A 21,751-nucleotide genomic window follows, 5' to 3' on the forward strand; every position below is an offset into this window, starting at 1 on the left:
CTGATCAATCCTCTGAAATCAAACTGGAAAACGCCGGTCCCATGGGCGAAGTGCGCATTCCTTCTGCCAACCTCGTCCATGGCAGATCATCGGGATCGGCCTTCATAGGCCCTGGCGCCTTGGCTACGATAATGGCTGCCGCTATTTCTGTGAAATCAGCTCGAAAATGCACGGAGCTCTTGTTGACGAGTATGGATTTCGTTTCGGGTTCGATGCCAGCGATCCGATAAAGCACCCTATCAAACATCTGGGCCTTGGTCGGGCTAACGACGATGCTGACACCTGCGATGCGAAGGCAGGCTACACCTCCCAGGTCGACCTTGTTGCCATGGAACATCGGCCCCTCGAACGTGCAGGTCCCATCGCCGATGAAATCGACATGGAACGTGCCACAGAGAGGCGAATCGCCCTCCACATCCGATGTGCCGCCCAGCGCTATGGTTATGTCAGTGCCGACGCCGGCTTCGCGTGCAGCCTCGAATGCTGCGGGGTCGTAGAACACACCGATTGCAGCATTGGCCGCTCCACAGTCCAACAATGCCTTCAGCATTCCGGTCGTGTTCCCGTCACCACCCGCACCGGGATTGTCTTGGGTATCGGAGATGACCACCGGCTTCCGAGCGTCCGCAGTAATTCTCATGGCCTGCTCCACGGCGTCGCGTGGGGAGAGAAAATCTACCCGCCAGTTCTTCTCTTCGGCAACGATCATATCGACAAGCGTTGAGACGGCGTCTTCAACGGCGTGCCGATCGCGCCCATAGCCCCNAACGGTGGGTCCGCATTCGGGAAAATCGGCGGCGGGAAAGCCCGGGGCGAAAGACAGAGAAATAACGTCGCCTTTCTGAAGTTCCCGCAGCCTTTCGTAAACGCGACGGGCCGGATCGACCAACGTGCACATCCCGTTGATCGGAATGAGAAAGGGGAGCCTGCTAAATGTCTTGAACCAGGGCGTCGGCGACACTCGGTATTCATGGAGCAGTTCGAGGACCTTGGCTCCGGTATCCGCCATGTCGAGATGCGGATAAGTCTGGTAGGCGATCAGGCCGTCTGCAAGATCGATCATTTTTGCAGTGACATTGGCGTGTAGGTCCAAGGACGCGACTAGAGGAACATCCGAACCTATGATCGAGCGCAGCCTTGCCAGTATTTCACCTTCCCCGTCGTCATGTGCCTCTGTGACCATGGCGCCATGGAGATTGATGAAAACACTGTCATAGGAATGCTTCCTTGCCGCTTCGGCAATCTCGCCGAAAATCTGCTCGAAAGCAGCAGTCGTCACATGGGCGGACGCGCTCGCGCCACCCCAGACGACGGGGATGAGCTCGTGTCCAGCGGACAACGCCGCCTTGATGAAGCCACCCGCACCGAGGTTGATCTCTTGCAACTCATAAAGTTCGGCTCCGCGCCTCAGCGCCGGATACCCTTCTCCTTTGAGGAAGTTCCGGTAGTGGGCCTTGGAAGGCGCGAACGTGTTCGTCTCATGTTCAAACCCCGCTACAAGTATTCGCACGATCCACCCCCAAGTTTGCGCCAAACACGATATGGCCTCTATCGGGCGATGGGTTTTTGCGGAAGCAGCAGCTTTTGAATGCAAGCATTGCCTTGAAAGCAACACCCCAACGCGATGGCACGCATCTGGGGACTATAATCGTGGTGATCGGTCAACGAACGAGGTTCGCCAGAAACTGCCGGGTGCGTTCATTGGACTGGAGTTTGAAAAATACATCCGGCCTGTTAACCTCCACGATCTGCCCCTTGTCCATGAAGATCACTCTGTCGGCGACTTGCCGCGCAAAGCCCATCTCGTGGGTAACGCAGATCATCGTTATGCCGTCTCTTGCCAAATCCGTCATGGTATCCAGGATCTCTTTCACCATCTCCGGATCGAGCGCGGAGGTCGGTTCATCAAAGAGCAGAATTTTTGGCTCCATGCAGAGGGCTCTGGCGATGGCCACGCGCTGCTGCTGGCCGCCCGAAAGCTGGCCGGGATATTTAAATGCCTGTTCGGAAATTCGGACCCGCGCGAGATAATGATCGGCAATATCCTCTGCTTGCCGCCGCGACAATCCCCTGACCGTCATCGGTCCCAGAACGCAGTTTTCCATGACGCTCAGATGAGGAAACAGGTTAAAGTGCTGAAATACCATGCCGATCTGTTGCTTTACCANTTGCACATTCTTTCGCGCATCAGACATCTCCACGCCATGGACATGAAGGCGACCGCTCTCGAAAGGTTCGAGCTGATTTATGCAACGAATGAGCGTGGACTTGCCTGATCCGGACGGGCCACAAATAACGACCTTCTCACCAACGGAAATATCGAGGTCAATACGGTTCAGAACCTGAAAGTTTCCAAACCATTTGGAGAGTTCACGAACCTGCACGGCGAAAGATGTGACTGGGATAGGTGTTTCGGTCGCGACCATTATATCACCTTCCATGATCACGAGACAATCGACGTTCGATCAGAGCGCCGTAACGCGACATGCCGAAACAGAAACTGAAATATACAATCGCGGCAAATGCATAACCGGTCGTACTGATCGTGGGCGCTGCCCATCGGGGATCGATGCGCGCCGTTTCGACGGTTGACAGGAAGTCGAATATCCCGACGATCAGAAGGAGCGATGTGTCCTTGAAGAGGCCGATATTAATGCTGACGATATTCGGAACGGCGACCTTGAGGGCTTGCGGTAGAGTGATGAGAACCATGGTCCTCCAGTAGCCGAAGCCTAATGCCGATGCCGCTTCATACTGCCCTCGCGGGATGGCTTGCAGCCCACCACGAATGATTTCCGCAAGATATGCCGCCGCAAAGAAAGTGATACCAACCAGAGCCCGCACCAACTTGTCGGGATTGAGGCCGGGCGGGAGGNAAAGCGGAAGCATCGTATTTGCCATGAAAAGCACCGTCACCAAAGGGACGCCGCGCGGCAACTCAATCAATCCGATGCTCAACCACCGCACGATCACCAAATGTGAGCGACGCCCTAGAGCAAGCAATATCCCGACCGGCAAGGCGGTGGCGATACCGACGGCGGCGACCACGATAGTAACCATCAGTCCGCCCCACAGATTCGTGGGAACATCCGGCAGCCCCACCGCGTCCCAGCCGCTTAGGAAGATAAAGCCGATTAACGGAAGGGCAACAATAACGAGAGTTAGGCCCAATCGCCGGAACGGAGCACGCCGCCACAGCAGATAAGCGAGACCAAGGNCGCCGGCGATAAAGAACGTGTTCACGCGCCATCGCTGATCGAGAGGGTAGGAGCCGTAGATGAAGTATTTGTAGCGATCGGCAATGAACGCCCAGCACGCACCCACAGGGCGCCCATCCGAGGGTCGGCATGCCTCCCCAGTGTCACCCCACCATACCGCGTCCACCAACAGGAACTTAGCCAGTTGCCACGCTGTGCCAGCGAGAAGGGAGAAGATCAAAATCGACAGGAGGGATTGCCGCCAGGTGGGAAACAGGTTGCGGCGAAGCCAACTGAACCAGCCTCGATCGCCAAGCGGCGGCGGGGCAGGCGGGTAAGGGTCGCTCTGACAGTAAGTCGAGGGTAGCAACGGCTCGTGTCGATAGGTACCGGATGACATCAGNTTTCCACCGTAGCGATGCGGCGGTTATAGACGTTCATCCCGAGTGCCGTAAGAAGCGAGATGGTGAGATAGACCGCCATGGTCATGAAGACGATCTCAACTGCCTGACCAGTTTGGTTCAACACTGTCCCGGTGAAAATCTGCACGAGATCGGGATAGCCGATTGCCACCGCCAGTGAAGAGTTCTTGAGGAGATTGAGATACTGGTTGGTAAGAGGTGGAATGATGACACGTATCGCCTGCGGCAAGATCACTTTACGCATTATCTTTCCCGATGGAAGATGAAGCGAACGGGCCGCCTCATACTGTCCCTTGGGTACAGCCGCCAGGCCAGACCGGACCACTTCGGCAATCGATGAGGCCGTATAGAAGATCAGGCCTATGAGAAGTGCCACGAACTCAGGCAACAACTGCCATCCTCCATCCACGCTGAACCGTCCCATCACGGGAATATTGAATAGGATCGGTGAACGGCCAGTTATCAGGTAGATAGCAAGGCAGAAAGCCAAAGGCAGGCTGAAGAGGATCAACAGGTTCATGGAACGATGCGGAAAACCGTGCCCTGTTCGTGCCCGCCATATTGGAGCAAGACGTGCGGTCNAAAAAAATAGCGCCGCAATTGCTGCAGCGACGACGAGCCAGGCGCCGCCGAAATCCTGAACGACCGGCTGTGGAAGAGCAAGTCCGCGACGGTTCAGATAGATAACGTTGCCGAGGTGCAGACTTTCCAAGGCTTTCGCTGGGAGAGCCGCCAATACGGCATTGTACCAGAACAGAAGCTGGAGGAGTAAAGGCGTGTTTCTGAAGACCTCCACATAGGCGGCCGNCACACGGTTGAGCAACCAATTGGACGATCGCCGGGAGATGCCGACGGTGAAACCCAAAATAGTTGCAAGAGGAATGGCGATTACGGTGACTTCGACCGTGTTCAGCAGACCGACCAGGAAGGCGCGTCCATAGGTCGAAACTGCGCTAAACGGGATCAGGCTCTGACTGATGTCAAAGCCGGCGGTATGGCCGAGAAACCCGAATCCGGATGCGACCCCCTGCTGGGCAAGGCTACCGCTAGCATTCCATAACGCGCCCCCCACCAGGCCGGCAATCGCAACAAGCAGTATCGCCTGCCACAATATTTCCTTCGCGGTGGCCGATGGGCCCCGCGAGGACTTCGTGGGTGTCCGGGAGAACATGTGATTTCCCATCGTTTTGATGTTGTTGGCTAACGTTTGTGGCCCTCATAGATCGTTTTTCCGACCCTTTCGGTCATCGAAGCGGGGGAGCGTATTGCAGGCCTCCCTTGCTCCAGAGAGCATTCAGGCCCCGCGGTANTTTCAAAGGTGAACCCGAACCGAGATTTCGGTCGTACATTTCGCCGTAATTGCCCACCGCGCGAATAGCGCGCAGTGCCCAGTCCGTGTTAACGCCCAGAAGTTCACCGACATTTCCTTCTACGCCAAGAAGGCGGCGGATCTCTGGGTTTTCGCTCGTCAGATAAGTATCGACATTGTCGCGGGTGACGCCGTTGTCCTCCGCGATAAGTAGGGCGAAATGAAGCCAGGCTGTGAGATCCGACCACTGGCTGTCGCCCTGCAGAACACCGATGGCAAGCGGCTCCCGCGAAACGATCTCCGGGAGGACGACGTGTTTGTCCGGCTCGGCCATTCTGCGACGTTCACCGTAAAGCGCGGAGGAATCGTTCGAATAGCTGTCGCAGCGCCCACTTTCATAGGCTTTTACCGTTTCGCTACTCGTAGCAAAAGTTACGGGCTTGTATTTCATGCCTTTCGTGCGGAAATAGTCCGACGTGTTTAGCTCGGCCGTCGATCCCTGCGTTAGGCATATGCTTGCACCGTCGAGTTCGGCTGCAGATGTCAAGCCGCTATCGGCTCTGACGAGAAATCCCTGTCCGTCGTAAAAATCGACCGCGCGAAAATCGAGACCGTTGGCTGTGTCACGAGAGAGTGTCCAAGTCGTGGTCCTCGCGAGTACATCGACTTGCCCGGCCTGAATTGCTGCGAAGCGATCCTTGGCCGTCAACGGAACGAATTTGACCTTTTTGGCATCGCCGATGACCGCGGCTGCCAGCGCACGGCAATAGTCGGTGTCTAGACCCTGCCAGTTGCCATCCGAATCAGGCAGTGCGAAGCCTGCAAGTCCAGTGCCGACACCACAACTGAGTTCGCCCCGTGCCTTGACCTTGGCGAGCATGGAACTCTCTTGGGCGCTCACCCAACCGGGCGTGATCGCCATTGTCAATGCGGCCAATGCCGCACTGTAAATACGTATTCTCACACTCTTCTCCTCCATTTGCGCCTGCTCTCCCGGTCTGGCGCGTCTGTCGCTTTTACGATTATGATGAGCGATTGGCAGACGATGCTTTGAAGGTATTGAAAGCTGCCGCCTATGGAAGATGCAAAGAGTAAGCGCGGGTGTTGCTCTTGAGGTAACGCTCACCATAGCCAACACACGCAGGCATGGTGCCCTTGTCGCGCAGTGGTTTGAACACTGGCCTTGAGCTCGCGTCGATCGACAGTCGCTCGCCGTGGAGCAATCGAGCTTATTGGTGCAGCCCCACAAGCATACTCCCTCTCGGCAAGTTGGATTGCGGCTGCATAGACAAGAACCGGTGCCGATCCCATTGCGTCGGCACCATCATACCCACGCAGCAACCCGAACGCCGCCGGTGCGAAAGCATACCCGGCCTGACCGATAGCGACGATCTGTGGCACAACGAGTACTGTCTCTGCAGGAGGAAACTCCTTCTGTGCAATCAGTGGTAGCAATGCTGTGCGTTTCTGATCCCCCAGCCTAAAAGCATGATACCCGGAAACAGCCGCAGCGCGCGGTTGTCGGCGGCAACTATGAACAGCAGCGAGCCAATGAGGGGTCTGGTTGAGGAGGAAAGCTAGCAAATATGACGCCGCGAAGACAGCGCTTCTCCTCCATTCAGCCAGTACGTGTGAATGCAAGCCTGAATGGCAAAGTCGCCCGGTGAAGGGGGCTCAATCGGGGAGAAACTATGCCGTTGCAACCCACCCTTTGACCGAAAATGCGGAATAGAAAAGCTCGACATCCGCAAAACCGGCCTCACGCATCAACGTTTCTTCTTCTGATGCAGCAAGCAACGGCAAGGCTGCCGCTATGGCGGTGCCGGTAGCAGAGGCCGCTTCCCATGAGAATTTTGCTCGGTCAGCAAACGCAGCCAAGCGCGTCAACCAAATTGCTGCATCGCCGGCTCCAACACTATGATGCGCCATGACCAATTTTGCTCCCGGCTTCAGCCGCTGATGGATTTGGATCAGCGTATTGAGTCGTTCCCGTCTGTCCAGAAAGTGAAGGACGAGGAGGCATGTTGCGCCATCGAATTCGTGCGCTGGTACAGCCTTGATAGTACCCTCGATAAGTTCAACTCTTTTTGCGATTGATTTAATGGTCCGTCGGGCCAGTTCCAGCATAGGGGCGGATGGATCGACGCCAACGAAGCTCCATTCGGGTTGGGCTTTGGCCAAAGCCACCAGTTCCATTCCTCCACCCGCACCGACCACTAGGATATGAGCTTTATTCTGGGCGTACTCGCTGAGCAGGAGCATGGTCATCCGGTGCAGATCAGCCAGCCCTGGGACCTTTCGCGGCGTTTCGGTGATATAGGTCTCGATCATCCCNGGGCTCGCAAAGGGATCATGTCTCTGGCGCATTCATCTTCTCCCTGATGAGTTCAAACAAGAAACCTCCGTAACAATGGATGGTCAGCATCAGGTCGATCCGAACATCAACGATCTGTGCACCCCTGCCCCGGCAAGGTTTCCATCCCCTACAGCCAGCGCTACCGAAGCCATCATGCGTGCCGCATCCCCACAGGCGAATACGCCTTGCATGCTCGTTTCCTTCATCGGATCGGTTTTGATGACTGCTCCGAGTGGGCCTCGGTCCATCTCTAATCCAAGTTGTTCTGCCATGGGGCTAGCCAGTTCAAAGGGCGCTAGAGCAAAGATGCCCGCAAAGCTAAGCGTACGCCCATCGTGAAGACGGACGTCGGCATGACCCGTGATCGCTGCCACTGCGGTACGCTCCACAGTCACCCTGCGAGCCTTGAGGGCAGCGAGTTGCTCTGCATCCGGCTCAAAAGCCCCGTTGAGAAAAAGAGTTGTCGGTCCCCAGTCGGGCAGCATCAACGCATGATGCATGGAGAGTTCGGACCCTGCGATCACGCCTATCTGGCCCTGGTTCAGCTCATAGCCATGGCAGTATGGGCAGTGGAAGACGCTTCTACCCCAACGCTCCGCAAGCCCTTCGATGTTCGGCAGGATGTCCTTGACGCCCGAAGCGAGCAGCAGTCGCAGAGAGAGGTAACGAGTGTCGCCAACCGCAACCTCGAAAGCAGCATGTGTCGAACCGGTATCGCCTAGTCTTCGACCGGAGTCGGCCCTTGCTGCAACCCATCGGACTGTTGGATACTTCAAGACCTGCGCCCGGGCCTTGGCCGTTATGATTGCTGGATCGACACCATCCTGAGTTAAGAACCCATGCGAATGGCTGGCGAACCGATTACGCCTCAGTCCTTCATCAATGATCAAGACCTTGCGTCGGGCACGACCAAGCTGCAATGCGGCAGAAAGACCCGCGTAGCTTCCGCCGATGATGATGACGTCATGAATTTCACTGTCCATGCATAACCTCCCNTTTTCTCGACACATCATAAGTGTCGTGAGACAGCGATGTCAACTCTCATGATACATTTGATGTGACAAGAGCGTTGCGATTGGATAGATTTCGGTCTTTGCAAGAGGGATTTGCTGCATGAGACAGGACAGTCGGTTATCTCGCATGTTGCATGTGCTGATCCATATGGGTCGTCACGACGGCCCGATGACATCAGATATGATCGCGTCCATGCTGGATGCCAACCCGGTTGTAATCCGCCGGACGATGGCGGGCTTGCGAGACCAGGGCTATGTTTGTTCCGTAAAGGGACATGGTGGCGGATGGACGCTGGCTCGGCCTCTTGGCGAACTGACACTCCTAGACATCCACCGAGCGGTCGGCGAGCCTTCCATTTTCGCTGTTGGGCCAGCCTACGACATGCCGGGATGCGCAATTGAAAAAGCCGTGAATGCCACGCTTAGGGATGTGTTTGCTGACGCGGAACAGCGACTGTTGGAAAGGTTTGCAGGAGTGACTCTCGCCGACATAGCAGCTGGTTTTCCGTCCACTCCGAGCACCGAAAAAGGTACACGATGCGACGGTTGACGAGGAAATCAGAGGCTATGAATTTGGCGTCCCTGATGGTTGACCACGATATANTTTGTCACGTGCGATACCCCGCGTCGAAATCCTACTAGGCTCCAACACTTATTCATAAGGGGTGCTATCCATCGCGACTTTGAGCCCTCTTGTTCCTAGGTCAATCATTGCGAGAAAGGAAGCCACGGCCTCTTCAGCATCCTCCCGCTCACCGAACACTCGGTGGCCTTCGATTGCTGCAACGACCCACGTTGTTACAAACAGGGCTGCCGAGAGATTTGCGGCAGGATCGCCTGCTGGTTGCCCTGCAGCTTCTGAGAGCGCGTTGGATAGTACGTCGGTCAGCTCATCGCGGATTGCCCGAGCGCGAGCCGTGAGCGCTTCGCTAGCGACAACGGCTGATACGAACTGTTGGCTCCCCGGGAAAAAGCGAATGTACGGTCGACCTTCGAGCGCAGATCGATGCGCGAACAGTCGGAGTGTTTCGACTAAGCTCGCACCGCCTTGTCGTGATTTAAGTGCATCTTCCAAATCCCGGCGTCCTTGACCGTCGAGGTCAAAGAACATGTCTTCCTTTCGAGCGAAGTGATTGAAGACTGTCTTTCTCCCGACATCAGCTGCTTCTGCGATTTCGTCGACTGTGACGTTATCGAATCCTTTTTTNNAAAAAAGCCGTGTCGCGACGTCCGATATTACCTGCCTTGTCGCGAGCCGCTTTCGAGTTCTTCGGTCGATTTCCATTGACATGCTTTTCCCAACAAATTAAATGACACTCAGTATATATTGATAGTGAGTGTTAATTCGCGCTGCTTGGTAACACCATAGCAAATGTTAGGGACTGGCAGGAGATGCCAAGTGGAGAAAACGTTGCAGATCGTTGGACGCGGATCAAGCGTGCTCATTTCCGGAGCAAGCTTTGCTGGCCTCTCAACCGCATACTGGTTGAACGAGCTCGGCTACGATGTGACCATCGTCGAGGTCGGCAATGGTCTGAAATACGGCGGCTCTCCCGTTGATATTCGAGATGGTAGCATCGACGTCATCAAGCGCATGGGTCTCTACGAACGGATCCGCGCACGGAGTTTGAAACCAAGGCGCTTGTATTTTAAAAACGCCTGCGACGTCGCCGTCGCGACAATTTCACCCGAAACGGGCGAGGGGCCGACCTCTGGGGAGGAATATGAAATCGAGAGAGACACGCTCCTCGAGACCATGTTCGAGGCGTTAGGCGATGAAATCGAGGTTATCTTCGGCGACAGCATATCGTCTCTCGAACAGAATGAGAGCCAGGTGCGCGTTAGCTTTAAAAGTGGAGAACAGCGCACCTTTAGTCTCGTTATTGGTTGCGACGGTAACCATTCCTCGATCCGGAAAATGGTTTTTGGTCCGGAGTCCGACTACGCCGTTTCTCTTCAAAACTACTTTGGGATCTCGATCGTGAACAAGCTGCTGATCGAGACGGACACGACTCAGATTTACAACGCTCCCGGCAAGGCGGTGATGCTGAATGCCTACAACCACAAGACGGACATCTCGTTTTTGTTCTTTTCCGCGGATGAGATCCGGTACGACTACCGTGATCAGGATCAGCATCGACGCATTATTCACGAGCAATTCTTCAATGAGAAATGGCGTACCCGCGAAGTCCTTGAGGAAGCGCTGCAGTGCGAAAACTTCTANTTTGACAAATTCTGCCAAATCAAAATGCCCTCGTGGTCAAAGGGTCGTGTCGCTTTGGTGGGAGACGCCGCCTACTGTGCGACGCCTGCAGCGGGAATNGGGGGGGCGCTCGCGATGGTCGGAGCGACTGCCTTGGCCGATGCTCTTATAAAGTACGAGGGCAATGCCGAAATGGCGTTCCAAGAATATGATCGAAGCCTGCGGCCCTTCGTGGAGAAGGTACAAGCAAATGCCATCGGCTTTGGATTGGAGATGTTCGCACCCAGAACGGAAAAGGCAATTCGCGAAAGAAATGCCCGCTTTGCTTCGTCCTGACGTTCAACCAACGAACGCGACCGATGCCAATTATCCTAGAAAAATGGTCTGAAGTTCTTTATCGGAAATTTGCTTCATGCGCTCTTCTGGAAGGAGAGTCGGCCCGCGCTTCTACCATTTCGTGAAGTGGCTGGTACAGGGAACCGCGAATTTGAGATGCTGTTCACCACATAGCTTTTGGTCATTTGGAGGGCAACTGCGACCAAATTCAGTTGTACTTAAAGCCAGTGTAATCCTCATGTCGTGAGCGGCCGATTTCGCAGCTATCCTCAGGATGGTCGGTCCATCTACCAGGGTTGCAGGGCTCGGTGCTATTAGACAATGCGCCCGCCCGTTTCGGCAGCAAAACATCACCCTGCCGATATTAGTCTTAAGCGAATGTCCCAGCTTCTATAGGGGCTCTCTCCTGCTCGTCGGCAAGATTACGGGAATGAAAGAACGCAGCGGGGGCATAAATAAATGTGTATTATACACTTTCATATTGACGAACTTCCTGCTTCTAGGTTATGTGCATATTACACATTGAGCAGGTGATAGTAAAATCCCTGCGCAGCGAATTCGGGCATCCGCACCCCTTTGCGGTCTACAGCAGAGAGGCGCAGTATGAACGCCGACTTACCTAAAGTGGTAAACGATCGGGCNGCGCCAACACTTGACTGGCGCGTGATGCTGCCGGTCTTTCTCAGCGTCAGCCTCTTTGCGGCTGGCGCGACCGCTGTTTTGCCAATCTTGCCATTTTACCTCAGGGAAATGGGTGGAACGCCACTTGNTTTCGGTATTGTGATCGCCACAGAAGCGCTGACCCAATTTGTGGCAGGGCCACTCGTCGGTCAGCTTTCAGACCGGATGGGACGTAAGAAAATCCTGCTGGCGACTCAGGCCGCTGCTTTTACCAGCTTCCTCTTGCTCGCTATTGCAGAGGTAGTGGTGCCCGTTGTGTTGGCGCGCATCCTGTTCGGCTTTACGGGAGGGACATTCACCGCTGCCGCCGCGTACGCGGCAGACCACAGTTCCCCTGCCAACCGCCGGCAGGCCATCGGTGTCCTAAACGCCGCCGTCGGGCTTGGGGGTATCGCCGGAGCGGGCCTGTCGGGTTATCTGTCCGGCATCTCGCTGACCGTTCCGATTTATGCCGCCATGGGCTTCTCCGCAACCAGCTTCGTCGTGACGGCTGCCTGGATCAAGGGCAGCCACGCACCATCCGACGTCTTCGATGAGAAAGTCAAAAGCCGGGATGCTTCCGATACATCCTCGTTCAGGTCGATCGTCAGATCTCCCTTGATCCGAGTTCTTGTGATCGTGCTGCTCTGCTACTTTTTTGCCTATGGCATGTATGGCTCCCAGATCGCCAACTATCTTCAAGCGACCTTTACCAGTGACGGCAGTTCGTTTGGACCGCGCGAGCTTGGCTATGTAATGGCCGCGGATGGTGGGATCAACATCATTGTCCAGTTGTTCCTGCTGCGATGGCTCGGGCGACACTTCACGGAACGCCTGCTGATCGTTCTCATTTGCGGTATTGTGGCTGTCGGCTACATCACTGTCGGCTTTGCGACGACGCTTCCGGTTGTTGTCTTTGCCATCCTTTGCGTGAGCGTCGGTGACGCCTTGGCGCGGCCCACTTTTATCTCGGCGCTCTCCGTCCATGCCCCGCGCGAACGGCAAGGGATCGTGCTGGGAACTGCCCAATCGCTGCTCGCTGCCACGGAGGCTGTCTCTCCCTTGTTAGCCGGCTTTCTCATTGGTCAGGCACTCTATGGTGTCTGGACCGGCGCGATCATTGCGTTCGTTGCGATTGCCGCGACAATCGCGTGGACAAAGCTGCCGCTTACCGACCCAGAGGCAGAGGGACATGCGAACGAATAAGCAAACGGTTGCCGGTCAATGGCAGCAGTCCTCATCTCACCCGGCTCTAGAGAATACTCAATGACAGGCCTGAACATCTTGGNAAACATAAGCATCATGCAATCGGCAGGATATATAAGGATGACGTCCGCCGCGCGCGGTGTTCTCTTTCGGGTCTATTTGAGGGCGTTGGCTATTCGCTTCGTGATCAGGCCGACAATGCGGTCATTGATAATCCTTTTGTTCGCCACGTTGGTTCTTTTCAGTTGCACACACACGCCAGAGCGGGCTTTTGACGCGCGTGAGGCCGACAATGCTTCGATCGCGGGATATGGAGAAATCCGCGCCTACCGCTACTCCTCTCGCAACGAAGCGCTTGCTAGGCATGGCGACTGGATGGTCAACACCCAGTCCGATGAGAAAAATATACTGATGATCTCGGGTGGCGGTGGCGGCGGCGCTTTCGGTGTCGGTGTGCTCGCGGGGTGGACTGCCACGAACACGCGCCCGCCCTTTGATGTCGTAACCGGCGTCAGCACAGGTGCCCTGATCGCGCCATACGCCTTTTTAGGTTCGGCTTACGACCAGACACTGGTGCACCTATTTACCAGCGGCGTTGCCCGGGAGCTTGTCGCGATCAACGGGCCATTCGGGGTATTCGGCTCGAGCTTGCTGAAGCCCGAGCCGCTNAAAAAACACGTAGAACGCTCCATCACTCCTACTATTCTCAACCAGATCGCCGCCGAACACCGCAACGGTCGACGGCTGCTTGTTCTCACGACAAACCTCGATACCCAACGCGGTGTGATCTGGAACATGGGCGCCATTGCTGCGAGCGGGAACCCGAATGCCCTGAAGCTGTTTCGCGATGTTATCGTCGCTTCGGCAAGTGTCCCGGGCGTCTTTCCTCCAGTCATGATCCAGGCGACGTCAAACGGACGGCAGTTTCAGGAACTGCACTCCGACGGAGGATCGACGTCCCAAATCTTGACGCCACCTCTTCTCGTCGAAAACGCCCTTTTTTCCAAGGCGTCTGCTCAGCAAAAAGTCAATTTGTACGTAATCGTCAACAACGCGCTCATCCCTGAGTTCGACGTTACCCCTAACAGGACTGTCTCCTCCCTGGGCCGTGCATACGCGACCTTCCTGAAGTCTCAGGCGCAGAGCGAATTAACCGCGCTATATAACCACGCCAGCCGCACAGGAGCGAATTTCAATGTTGCATCGATCGACGTGCAGATTCCCTATTCAATGCTTAACCCGCTCGACAGGAATTATATGCTGGCCGTGTACAGACTTGGCTACGAGCAGACGACCGCGGAAGCATTGTGGAAGGATACACCAATCTTTCCGTTGAATTTATTGCAGCCTGTTTCAAGGTGATTTCGTCACCGCACAAGAGCGTGGTCTCTTGTCAGGTCCTGTGTCGCCTTGGCAGGAACCGCTCCCCGAGGTGGCAACCAAAGAATGAGCGCCCTGCAGCGGTTAATTTTCCACGTGGCTGCCTGTTTAGACACGTGCGTGTTTCACACCAAAAGCGAGCCTCTGATGACCCACGAAGCTGATGTCCCGCGCCCGGCAGGGAAGAAACTGCAGAGCTTGTTCCCAATCTTCGCAATTGTTGTCGTGGACACCGCCAGTGCAGGTCTCATCCTGCCTCTTCTCCCGNTTTACGCGCAGGATTTCGGTGCAACACCACTGACGATCGGGTTTCTATTTGCAAGCTTTGCCATCTGCGAATTTCTTGCTGGCCCCATCCTGGGCAACGCGTCTGACAGATCGGGCCGGAAGCGGTTGCTTTTAATAAGTCAGATCGGTACCTGCGCAAGCTTCCTTCTGCTCGCCGTGTCGCCCAATCTGTTCGTTGNTTTCCTGGCCCGCATCCTCGGAGGGTTGTCGGCGGGCAATGTTGCCATAGCGATCGCTTATGTCGCAGATCGAAGCGAAGCTAAGGTCCGCCGACAGGCGATCGGGTTCGTGAGCGCGGCGATGGGTTTGGGCACGATGGTCGGTCCGGCTCTTGGTGGAACACTCGCCCCGTTCGGCCTGGCAATTCCATTCTTGGTTGCTGCGGGTCTCTCCCTTGCCAGCATTGTAGCGACCTCCACTCTCCTTCCTGCGGATGATCGGGCTTCCCGCATCCGTTTCGATAGCCATGTCTTCAGGAAGAGAAAGCGTCTGGCCAACCAAGCACGTTGTGCCAAGGAAGTCTTGAAAAACAACGCAAACGGCGCGGCAAAGTTTTCCCTGACGAAATTATATCGTGAGATCACTGATCTAATCGCGCTTCCTAATGCCAAGGCGCTTCTAACAGCGCTTGCCATACTTTACCTCGCGTTCAGCCTGTTTGCTTCACAACTCGCGCTCGTGCTCCAAGCGCGGTACCAGTGGGATGGCGAGCCATTTGGACCGACCGAAATCGGGCTCCTGTTCACCGTAGCAGGCGCGACAAACATTTTGGTTCAGGTTGTGGTCGTGCGCGCGATCAGGAAGACGTTCCATGAGCGAACGCTGGCCGCAGCGTCGTTCGCATTGCTCGCGGTCGGTTTCGCCCTCATCGGTTTCGGCGATACGATCGCTGGCCTGGCCGTGGGTGTCTTTACGGCCGCGTCGGGCCTGGCGCTGGCAAGACCGACACTCGTTGCCGCACTAACGCTGATCGTGCCCGCCGGTTCTCAGGGTGTCGCCATGGGTATGGCGCAATCGCTTGCCTCGCTCATCAACATCATCGGGCCGATCGCCGGCGGATTTTTGATCAAGCAACAAAATTACATCGGCTGGGCCTCGGTCCTAGTCGCGCTCGCGTTAACGGGTCTCGCCGCAGTCGGACTGCTTTCTCTCNTTCCGGNAAAGTCCGATCCAACAGAAAGATGACGATCACGGCTGGCTCGCAACTGCTGACGGTTCGCTGAGCACGATGATGTCGCATCGGCTTCACTCACACAACAGGAGAATGAAATGTCATATCCCCGCCTCGGCTTGGCAACTATCCAACCGGCTTATCGACCGATTGCGTCTGCCCTCCTTTCATTGTCGTTGTTACCGATCGTCGGGTGCGCGTCTGTATCGCTTGAACAGGCGAACTCTCTAACGTCCTACGAAGGTTTGACATCAAATAACGGGCGATCGACCAAAGCAAACTATAAGGTCTCTTCAGGGGATCTCGCCACCACTAAGACAATCTACATCGAGCCAACGATGGTGTCAGGCGCAGCATTGCATTCTATCAAGAAATCTTCCGACCGAGCGCTGGTGGCGAATGTGATAAGCCGCGCCCTCTGCGTCGGTGTCAGCGATCGTTTTGAGGTTGTAAGTAGGAGGGAGGATGCCGACCTTGTTGTTCACGCAACCATTACCCAAATCGTTCCTACGAACGCCACAATGGCTGGTCTTTCTACAGCGACGTCACTCGGAGCCAGCATCTTTTCCCCGGTGCCCGTTCCAAGGTTGCCCATGGGGCTTGGAGGCCTTTCCGTGGAGGCTGAAGCCACGATGAGAGATGGCAAGCAGGTAGGAGCGATGGTATGGGCTAGAGGAGCGAACTTTGTGACCACGAGTGCTCGAGTTTCGCAGATTGGTGACGCTTATTCACTTGCGGCGAGCTTTGGAGGTGATTTTTCCAAGATGCTCGTCACCGGCAAGACTCCGTTCAAGGGGCTACCGAAAATTCCGTCCGGGCAGAAAATAAAGTCGGGTCTTGGTGGGAAACCGAAGTATCCTGCGTGCGATATGTTTGGTCGGTCTCCCGGACTGACGGACTTAGCAGCTTCGCAGGTTGGTATGCCGCCCTCGTGGACTGACAAACAGCGTCCGACAGGCGCGCAATAGAGGCGCTAGACACGGGTAACCCGTGGCTTGCCGCTTGCAATCAATTTGGAGGCTCTCATGGGCGCGCCGGACCGCTAGCATTCACTCCAGTTGCGCTGCAGAGCAGCTGAAAGTGTCGCTCGATACCGCACGCGCCTAGTCGTCGATCTGTGATGAGGCTGAGCGCTCGCTACGACCATCGAGCACTGGCTGGAGTAACAGCCGAAGGTGCTGTGTATGCTTACCTGCAACGCCATAAGGCGACTATTTCGACCGTTGCAACGAATGCAAGTTCATTGGCTGCTATAAATCATCAAGAACTACCTTGGGGCATGAAAAGAAACGCCTGTGCAATCGGCTCTTCGCGTCTTGTTCAATCTTGCAGTACCCCCGGCCCAAGCGACGTGACCCCATCGGGCGCCAGCGGGCTCGGAGAACCTGCCAATACATGGCGTCGCTTCTAGCCTTCTTGCACGGGCACGGCGGCGATGCTGTCGGCGAACATCCGCATGAGGCGAACCAGTTGGTCGAAGTCTTCACGCGTCCAGTCTTTCAGGATGGATAACGCCATTCTCTCGCGCGCCTTATCGAGCGCATCAGTCGCGGCTTTTCCCTTTGCCGTTATGACCGCTTCGCGCACTCTTTTGTCGGTTGGTAAGGAGCGGCGCTCGACGAGACCGAGTTGCTCAAGACGTGCTACCTGGCGACTGACGGTCGTGTAGTCCCGTCCGACACCATCGGCGAGTTCGACAACTCCAATCGGTCCGCGTCGCTCTATGCCGACGAGAAGCGGGAACAGCGCGCGCTCCAGCGTCAGCCCTGCCAGTTCCAGCAATTGCGCATCCCGTTCGGGACGATTCATGAGCCCGGCAATATCCATGAGCGAACGATGCAGTTCGGGCAGTGTTTCCAAGATGTGTGCATTTTGCACNTTTTTTGTTGACATCGTCGTGTCTCCTGATGATATGTGCATCATACACATTGGAGGCAGAAATGAAAGTTGATAACGTGATCGACGTCTTGATCTGCGGCGCGGGCGCTGCCGGCCTTACGCTTGCCATTGACCTCGCCCGACGCGGCGTGGCGTTCCGCCTCATCGAGAAAATGAACCAGCCATTCCCGGGCTCGCGCGGCAAGGGCATTCAACCGAGAACGCAGGAAGTCTTCGAGGACCTAGCGATCATCGATCGTATTGTCGCGGCAGGCGGTACCTATCCGCGAATGCGCGAGTATCGGGACGATGGCACGTTCTTGGACAAGGACATGGGCGAACGAGTTGATCCGACACCCGCGGAGCCCTATCAAATCGCCCTGATGGTGCCGCAATTTCTCACGGAGAAGGTGATGCGTGAGCGGCTCGCCGAACTCGGACATCAGGTCGAGTTCGGACTTGAGCTTGTTGCCTTCGAACAGGACGAGGAATGTGTAACTGCCCGGCTTGCTGGACCATCCGGTCAGGAAGTCGTTCGCTGCGAATATCTTGTTGGGGCAGACGGCGGCGGAAGTTTCGTAAGACGTTCGCTTGGCGTGGACTTCCCTGGGAAAACACTTGGTGTACGTGCGCTGGTAGCAGATGTCTTGCTGTCGGGGCTCGACCGTCAGGCCTGGCACCAGTTCAACAGCGGAGATATGCGACGAATGGTTTCGATTTGNCCGCTCGCGGGAACTGAACTTTTTCAGATCCAGGCACCAATCGCGCCGGTGGGTGAGGTCAAGTTGTCCGCACCAGCGCTGCAACAAATGATCTCCGAAAAGACGGGCCGAAGTGACATTAAGGTCCAGTCGGTTTCCTGGGCGTCCGCCTATTCAATGAACGCTCGCCTTGCAGAGCGTTACCGGGTTGGGCGGGTGTTTCTTGTTGGCGATTCTGCTCACGTCCATCCGCCGACAGGGGGCCAAGGCCTCAACACAAGCGTACAAGACGCCTATAATCTCGGGTGGAAGTTAGCGGCAGTGCTTGGCGGCGCCGCGGACCAGTTGCTTGATACCTATGAGGAAGAGCGTCGCCCTGTCGCTGAAGCGATGCTCGGGCTCGCGACAGGTTTGCTCGAGGCTGCGAAACAGGGAGGAATGCAACGGGGACGCGAGGTGCGCCAACTCGATATAGGATATCGAGGGTCATCACTGTCACTCAATCCACCCGGCAGAGATGCAATTCTGATCGCGGGTGATCNGGCGNCCGATGCGCCGGTACGGGGTGCCGCAGGATCTATCCGTCGCCTCTTTGACCTGTTCCAAGGGCCCCACTGGACCCTGATCGGCTATGAAACGGCGGGTGACGAGGTAACCGGCCAGAAGGGACTTCACATCCATCGGATCGGTAACGGATGCGAACTGGAAGATGACAAGGCCCACTTCCGTGATGCGTACGGGCTCGCATCGGGCGAGTCGATACTCATTCGGCCTGATGGATATGTCGGGGCTATCGTGGCTTCCGGCGATACTGCNAAACTACCATGGGCCTTTTAAAGAGGCGTGGCTAACAAGGGCGGACCGTTTTGAACCTGACCTTAACGGCTCGCCGACCAAAGATCTTTTCATGCTCAACGATTGCGCGATTAGGATGCGCGATCGCTTGCACCTGCCGCACATAGCCACACTGAGGGGCACCGACATGCGCGGGCCTGGTCTGCCATTTGGTTCTGATGGCGGTCGACGGCTCGGGAGATATTTGGCCCTCAGGTCGTGGGNTTTGTGGGACAGCATTAGTACGGAGCAGTACCGATGTCGCTCAAAGTGCAAGATGCTGCTCGAGTGCATCTGTCCCAGCGAATTCCTCTCTCCTCAAGGTGGTTATGATACGCCCCATATCTAGTACGTGGCAGATATCGGCAACAGTCTTAATCAGGGTCACATCTTGCTCAGCTACGAGAATCGTCAATCCCATCCGATCGCGCAGCCGGACAATATGCTGTTCTATTTCCCCGACGATGGACGGCTGAATTCCTTCTGAAGGTTCGTCAAGCAGAAGAAGTTTAGGATTGCCAACCAAAGCGCGACCTATCGCGACCATCTGCTGCTGGCCACCTGACATCGTGCCACCTTTTTGCCGTCTACGCTCCTCGAGTATCGGGAACATCTCATGGATCTCCTTCATGAGCAGCTTCCGGTTGGGAACGTCGGACGAGACATTCATTCCCATCTCGAGATTCTCCGCAACTGTCAGGTCTGGGAATATGTGCCGTCCTTGGGGAACATAACCCAGGCCGGCTCGGGCGCGAGCGGCAGTCACTTGGCGCTCGATCGATCGTCCTTCGATGCTGATAGTGCCTGAATGAAGTTTATTGTAGCCCATTATGGTCCGGATCAAGGTTGTTTTGCCGGAACCGTTTCTCCCCACAATCGCGGTCACCTTTCCCGTAGGAATGCAGAGGCTGAGATTGTGCAGAACCTTTGTTCTACCATAGCCACTGGTAATGTCGTTCATTTGCAACATGGCCACTGTCCTATGCTCTGGATCCAAAATAGATTTCTTTCACACCTTGGTGGGTTCTAACCTGCCGAAGCGTTCCCTCGAAAAAGATTGAGCCCTGATTGAGTACCAAGATCGGAGCGTCGAGTGCGGATACAAAGGCCATATCATGCTCGACAATGATGACGGTCATGCCTTTCTGCCTATTTAAGCGCAACACGATCTGGGCGGTCTGCTGCGTTTCTTCGGGTGTCATCCCCGCAGTTGGCTCGTCCAACAACAAGATGCGTGGTTGACTGGCAATCGCCATGCCGATCTCAAGCCATTGCTGGTGTCCGTGAGATAGATTTCCAGCTCGATTTCCAGCCTGCGTTAGCAAGCCAATCATATCGAGGGTCTCATCGATCACCATGTTGCGTGAACGGGCATCTCGACCTGTCTCGCGTTGAACTGCGATGCGGATGNTTTGGTAGACGCTGAGTTCCCGGAAAACGCTCGGAACCTGAAGCTTGGTGCTGACACCAAGCCGAGCTATCTCGTGGGGGTGCAAACCGTCGATGCGCTCGCCCGCTAGCCTTATCTCGCCGGCGCTCGGGCGATGCAGACCGATCATCGNTTTGAGAAATGTCGACTTGCCACATCCGTTCGGACCAAGGAGAACACGCATCTCCCCCTCGGGAACACCGAAGCTCATTCCGCGCAGCACTTGCAGGCCACCGAAAGATTTATGAAGATTTTCGACTGTTACTAGATCTGACATCAAAGACGACCTCCAAGCAGGGGGCTTTTTTCCAGACGCGCGGCTCGCCGTCGGGCAAGGTATCCGTCCAGTGCCATCTCAATGGTTGTCACGATACCCTGAGGGAAGAGCATGACAGTGCAGAGCAAAAGGATAGCGAAGAACATCAGCGAATACTCTCCGCCGCCGTAGGCCAGTTGCTGATTGATCCATTGAAGGGTGAACGTGGAAATCGTGACAGCCTGAATACTTGCACGTCCACCAGCTGCAACCCAAATGATCGGCAGGGTCGCCGCCGTCATGCCCATCGACGATGGTGCGATAAAATTATTCCAGGATGCAAAGAGTACGCCACCCAGAGCGGCAATGCCTCCGGCAATGATATAGGTGACCAATTGTATTCTACGAATATCGTAACCGAACAGCTGGGTGCGCAGGGGATCTTCGCGGGTGGCAACCATAAGATAACCCCAGTTTGAATTCAGCAGGAAACGCAGACCGAGAAAGACAAGAATTAGCAGGGCGGCGACCAGCCAGAAGAACGGTTTATCGACGAACACGATGGCGAAATCTCCACTGCCGATCTGCAGCGGCGGAATGCCGACCATTCCATTGGAGCCACCTAGCAAAGCAGATCCAATGCGGAATTGCGGGCCGGACGTTCGGCTGAGCAGAGTTTCGGCAAGCAGCGTCAGCATCAGAGTAAAGATCGCGATGTAGAGCGATGAAATTCCGCCGTNAAAGATGACATAGCCCACGATCGCGGATAGCAACATAATCAGGGCGATGCCGCAAACGGCCGCAAGCATGCTGTATTCGGGCGGGATGTTGATACTCACCANCCCATAGACATAGCCAGCCAGGCCGAAGAAGGCTGTCTGCCCGAAGCTGAATATACCGGTGTAACCCCACAGTATACACACGCTCAATCCGAGAAAAACCCAAACCAGGAGGAAGCCGTTGTTCGAGACGGCATAGTCCTCGCCTATGATCGGGTACAAGAGCAGCAGGCCACAGACAATGGCAAGGCTTTTCCAGTAAAGAGGCGAGGTGCCTACGGTCTGGGGGCCATTAAGGGCCGTAATAAGGTCNAAAAACTTAGAACGCATCGC

The 21,751-nt window shown here is 55.7% G+C and carries 19 protein-coding genes; 7 read left to right on the forward strand and 12 right to left on the reverse strand.

Translation table 11 applies throughout. The annotated features are described in order from the left end of the window. Window positions 1-4: 4 nt before the first annotated feature. The 7 genes from CUC55_RS06820 to CUC55_RS06855 all read right to left on the reverse strand — a co-directional run bounded on the left by CUC55_RS06820 (window position 5) and on the right by CUC55_RS06855 (window position 8,267). Window positions 5-1,513, reverse strand: coding sequence for a M81 family metallopeptidase (locus CUC55_RS06820; RefSeq protein ID WP_210200670.1), 1,509 nt, complete (start codon window positions 1,511-1,513; stop codon window positions 5-7). Between the two features lie 148 nt (window positions 1,514-1,661). Beyond that, window positions 1,662-2,426 (reverse strand): amino acid ABC transporter ATP-binding protein, encoded by a 765-nt coding sequence (locus tag CUC55_RS06825; protein ID WP_245417705.1) that lies wholly within the window; start codon window positions 2,424-2,426, stop codon window positions 1,662-1,664. Window positions 2,427-2,430: 4 nt separating this feature from the next. Then, window positions 2,431-3,597 (reverse strand): amino acid ABC transporter permease, encoded by a 1,167-nt coding sequence (locus CUC55_RS06830; protein ID WP_103087367.1) that lies wholly within the window; start codon window positions 3,595-3,597, stop codon window positions 2,431-2,433. Beyond that, complete coding sequence (locus CUC55_RS06835) at window positions 3,597-4,802, reverse strand: amino acid ABC transporter permease (protein ID WP_425352772.1); 1,206 nt, start codon at window positions 4,800-4,802, stop codon at window positions 3,597-3,599. Before CUC55_RS06835 ends, CUC55_RS06830 begins: the two co-directional genes overlap by 1 nt. Window positions 4,803-4,863: 61 nt before the next feature. After that, a complete protein-coding gene (locus tag CUC55_RS06840) occupies window positions 4,864-5,907 on the reverse strand; it encodes an amino acid ABC transporter substrate-binding protein (RefSeq protein WP_103087369.1) in 1,044 nt (347 codons plus the stop codon). 710 nt (window positions 5,908-6,617) lie between these two features. Continuing rightward, on the reverse strand, window positions 6,618-7,259 hold the full coding sequence (locus CUC55_RS06850) for a class I SAM-dependent methyltransferase (protein ID WP_245303982.1): 642 nt from the start codon (window positions 7,257-7,259) through the stop codon (window positions 6,618-6,620). Between the two features lie 93 nt (window positions 7,260-7,352). Further along, complete coding sequence (locus tag CUC55_RS06855; RefSeq protein ID WP_067650151.1) at window positions 7,353-8,267, reverse strand: NAD(P)/FAD-dependent oxidoreductase; 915 nt, start codon at window positions 8,265-8,267, stop codon at window positions 7,353-7,355. A 130-nt stretch (window positions 8,268-8,397) separates the two neighbouring features. Between CUC55_RS06855 and CUC55_RS06860 the strand changes: the two genes are divergently transcribed. Continuing rightward, complete coding sequence (locus tag CUC55_RS06860; protein WP_067650154.1) at window positions 8,398-8,847, forward strand: Rrf2 family transcriptional regulator; 450 nt, start codon at window positions 8,398-8,400, stop codon at window positions 8,845-8,847. Window positions 8,848-8,949: 102 nt separating this feature from the next. Here CUC55_RS06860 and CUC55_RS06865 read toward each other — a convergent pair whose 3' ends face one another. After that, the gene (locus CUC55_RS06865) at window positions 8,950-9,588 is read right to left on the reverse strand and encodes a TetR/AcrR family transcriptional regulator (RefSeq protein WP_103087370.1); all 639 of its coding nucleotides are present in this window, start codon (window positions 9,586-9,588) and stop codon (window positions 8,950-8,952) included. 81 nt (window positions 9,589-9,669) lie between these two features. Here CUC55_RS06865 and CUC55_RS06870 point away from each other — a divergent pair, with 81 nt between their 5' ends. The 5 genes from CUC55_RS06870 (at window position 9,670) to CUC55_RS06890 (ending at window position 16,509) form a co-directional block, all read left to right on the forward strand. Beyond that, window positions 9,670-10,836, forward strand: coding sequence for an FAD-dependent monooxygenase (locus CUC55_RS06870; protein WP_103087371.1), 1,167 nt, complete (start codon window positions 9,670-9,672; stop codon window positions 10,834-10,836). Between the two features lie 666 nt (window positions 10,837-11,502). Continuing rightward, window positions 11,503-12,702 carry an MFS transporter gene (locus tag CUC55_RS06875; RefSeq protein WP_425352783.1) on the forward strand — a complete coding sequence of 400 codons (1,200 nt, stop codon included), beginning with the start codon at window positions 11,503-11,505 and terminating at the stop codon, window positions 12,700-12,702. Window positions 12,703-13,113: 411 nt separating this feature from the next. After that, window positions 13,114-14,064, forward strand: coding sequence for a patatin-like phospholipase family protein (locus tag CUC55_RS06880; RefSeq protein WP_425352784.1), 951 nt, complete (start codon window positions 13,114-13,116; stop codon window positions 14,062-14,064). Between the two features lie 165 nt (window positions 14,065-14,229). Next, window positions 14,230-15,555, forward strand: a complete 1,326-nt coding sequence (locus CUC55_RS06885; RefSeq protein ID WP_425352785.1) for an MFS transporter — start codon at window positions 14,230-14,232, stop codon at window positions 15,553-15,555. Between the two features lie 84 nt (window positions 15,556-15,639). Next, window positions 15,640-16,509 (forward strand): DUF3313 domain-containing protein, encoded by an 870-nt coding sequence (locus CUC55_RS06890; protein WP_067650166.1) that lies wholly within the window; start codon window positions 15,640-15,642, stop codon window positions 16,507-16,509. 439 nt (window positions 16,510-16,948) lie between these two features. On the opposite strand, the gene CUC55_RS06895 is transcribed toward CUC55_RS06890, so the two are convergent. Continuing rightward, window positions 16,949-17,434, reverse strand: a complete 486-nt coding sequence (locus CUC55_RS06895; RefSeq protein WP_103087374.1) for a MarR family winged helix-turn-helix transcriptional regulator — start codon at window positions 17,432-17,434, stop codon at window positions 16,949-16,951. 47 nt (window positions 17,435-17,481) lie between these two features. Between CUC55_RS06895 and CUC55_RS06900 the strand changes: the two genes are divergently transcribed. Next, window positions 17,482-18,957, forward strand: coding sequence for an FAD-dependent oxidoreductase (locus tag CUC55_RS06900; RefSeq protein ID WP_103087375.1), 1,476 nt, complete (start codon window positions 17,482-17,484; stop codon window positions 18,955-18,957). A 262-nt stretch (window positions 18,958-19,219) separates the two neighbouring features. On the opposite strand, the gene CUC55_RS06905 is transcribed toward CUC55_RS06900, so the two are convergent. From CUC55_RS06905 to CUC55_RS06915, 3 genes are all read right to left on the reverse strand, one after another. After that, window positions 19,220-19,924 (reverse strand): ABC transporter ATP-binding protein, encoded by a 705-nt coding sequence (locus CUC55_RS06905; protein ID WP_067650174.1) that lies wholly within the window; start codon window positions 19,922-19,924, stop codon window positions 19,220-19,222. Window positions 19,925-19,934: 10 nt separating this feature from the next. Continuing rightward, entirely contained in the window at window positions 19,935-20,660 is a 726-nt protein-coding gene (locus CUC55_RS06910; protein ID WP_103087376.1) for an ABC transporter ATP-binding protein, read from the reverse strand. Further along, complete coding sequence (locus tag CUC55_RS06915; RefSeq protein WP_103087377.1) at window positions 20,660-21,748, reverse strand: branched-chain amino acid ABC transporter permease; 1,089 nt, start codon at window positions 21,746-21,748, stop codon at window positions 20,660-20,662. The genes CUC55_RS06910 and CUC55_RS06915 overlap by 1 nt, the downstream gene beginning before the upstream one ends. Window positions 21,749-21,751: the final 3 nt, after the last annotated feature.

Origin of the sequence: Agrobacterium bohemicum (genome assembly GCF_002896715.1) — a bacterium.
GTDB classification, from domain to species: Bacteria; Pseudomonadota; Alphaproteobacteria; order Rhizobiales; family Rhizobiaceae; genus Agrobacterium; species Agrobacterium bohemicum.

Bases quoted from the DNA above. Each gene is read 5' to 3' on its own strand.
- CUC55_RS06890 (WP_067650166.1), top strand. From the start codon at position 15,640: ATGTCATATCCCCGCCTCGGCTTGGCAACTATCCAACCGGCTTATCGA.
- CUC55_RS06855 (WP_067650151.1), bottom strand. From the start codon at position 8,267: ATGGACAGTGAAATTCATGACGTCATCATCATCGGCGGAAGCTACGCG.
- CUC55_RS06860 (WP_067650154.1), top strand. From the start codon at position 8,398: ATGAGACAGGACAGTCGGTTATCTCGCATGTTGCATGTGCTGATCCAT.
- CUC55_RS06850 (WP_245303982.1), bottom strand. From the start codon at position 7,259: ATGATCGAGACCTATATCACCGAAACGCCGCGAAAGGTCCCAGGGCTG.
- CUC55_RS06905 (WP_067650174.1), bottom strand. From the start codon at position 19,924: ATGTTGCAAATGAACGACATTACCAGTGGCTATGGTAGAACAAAGGTT.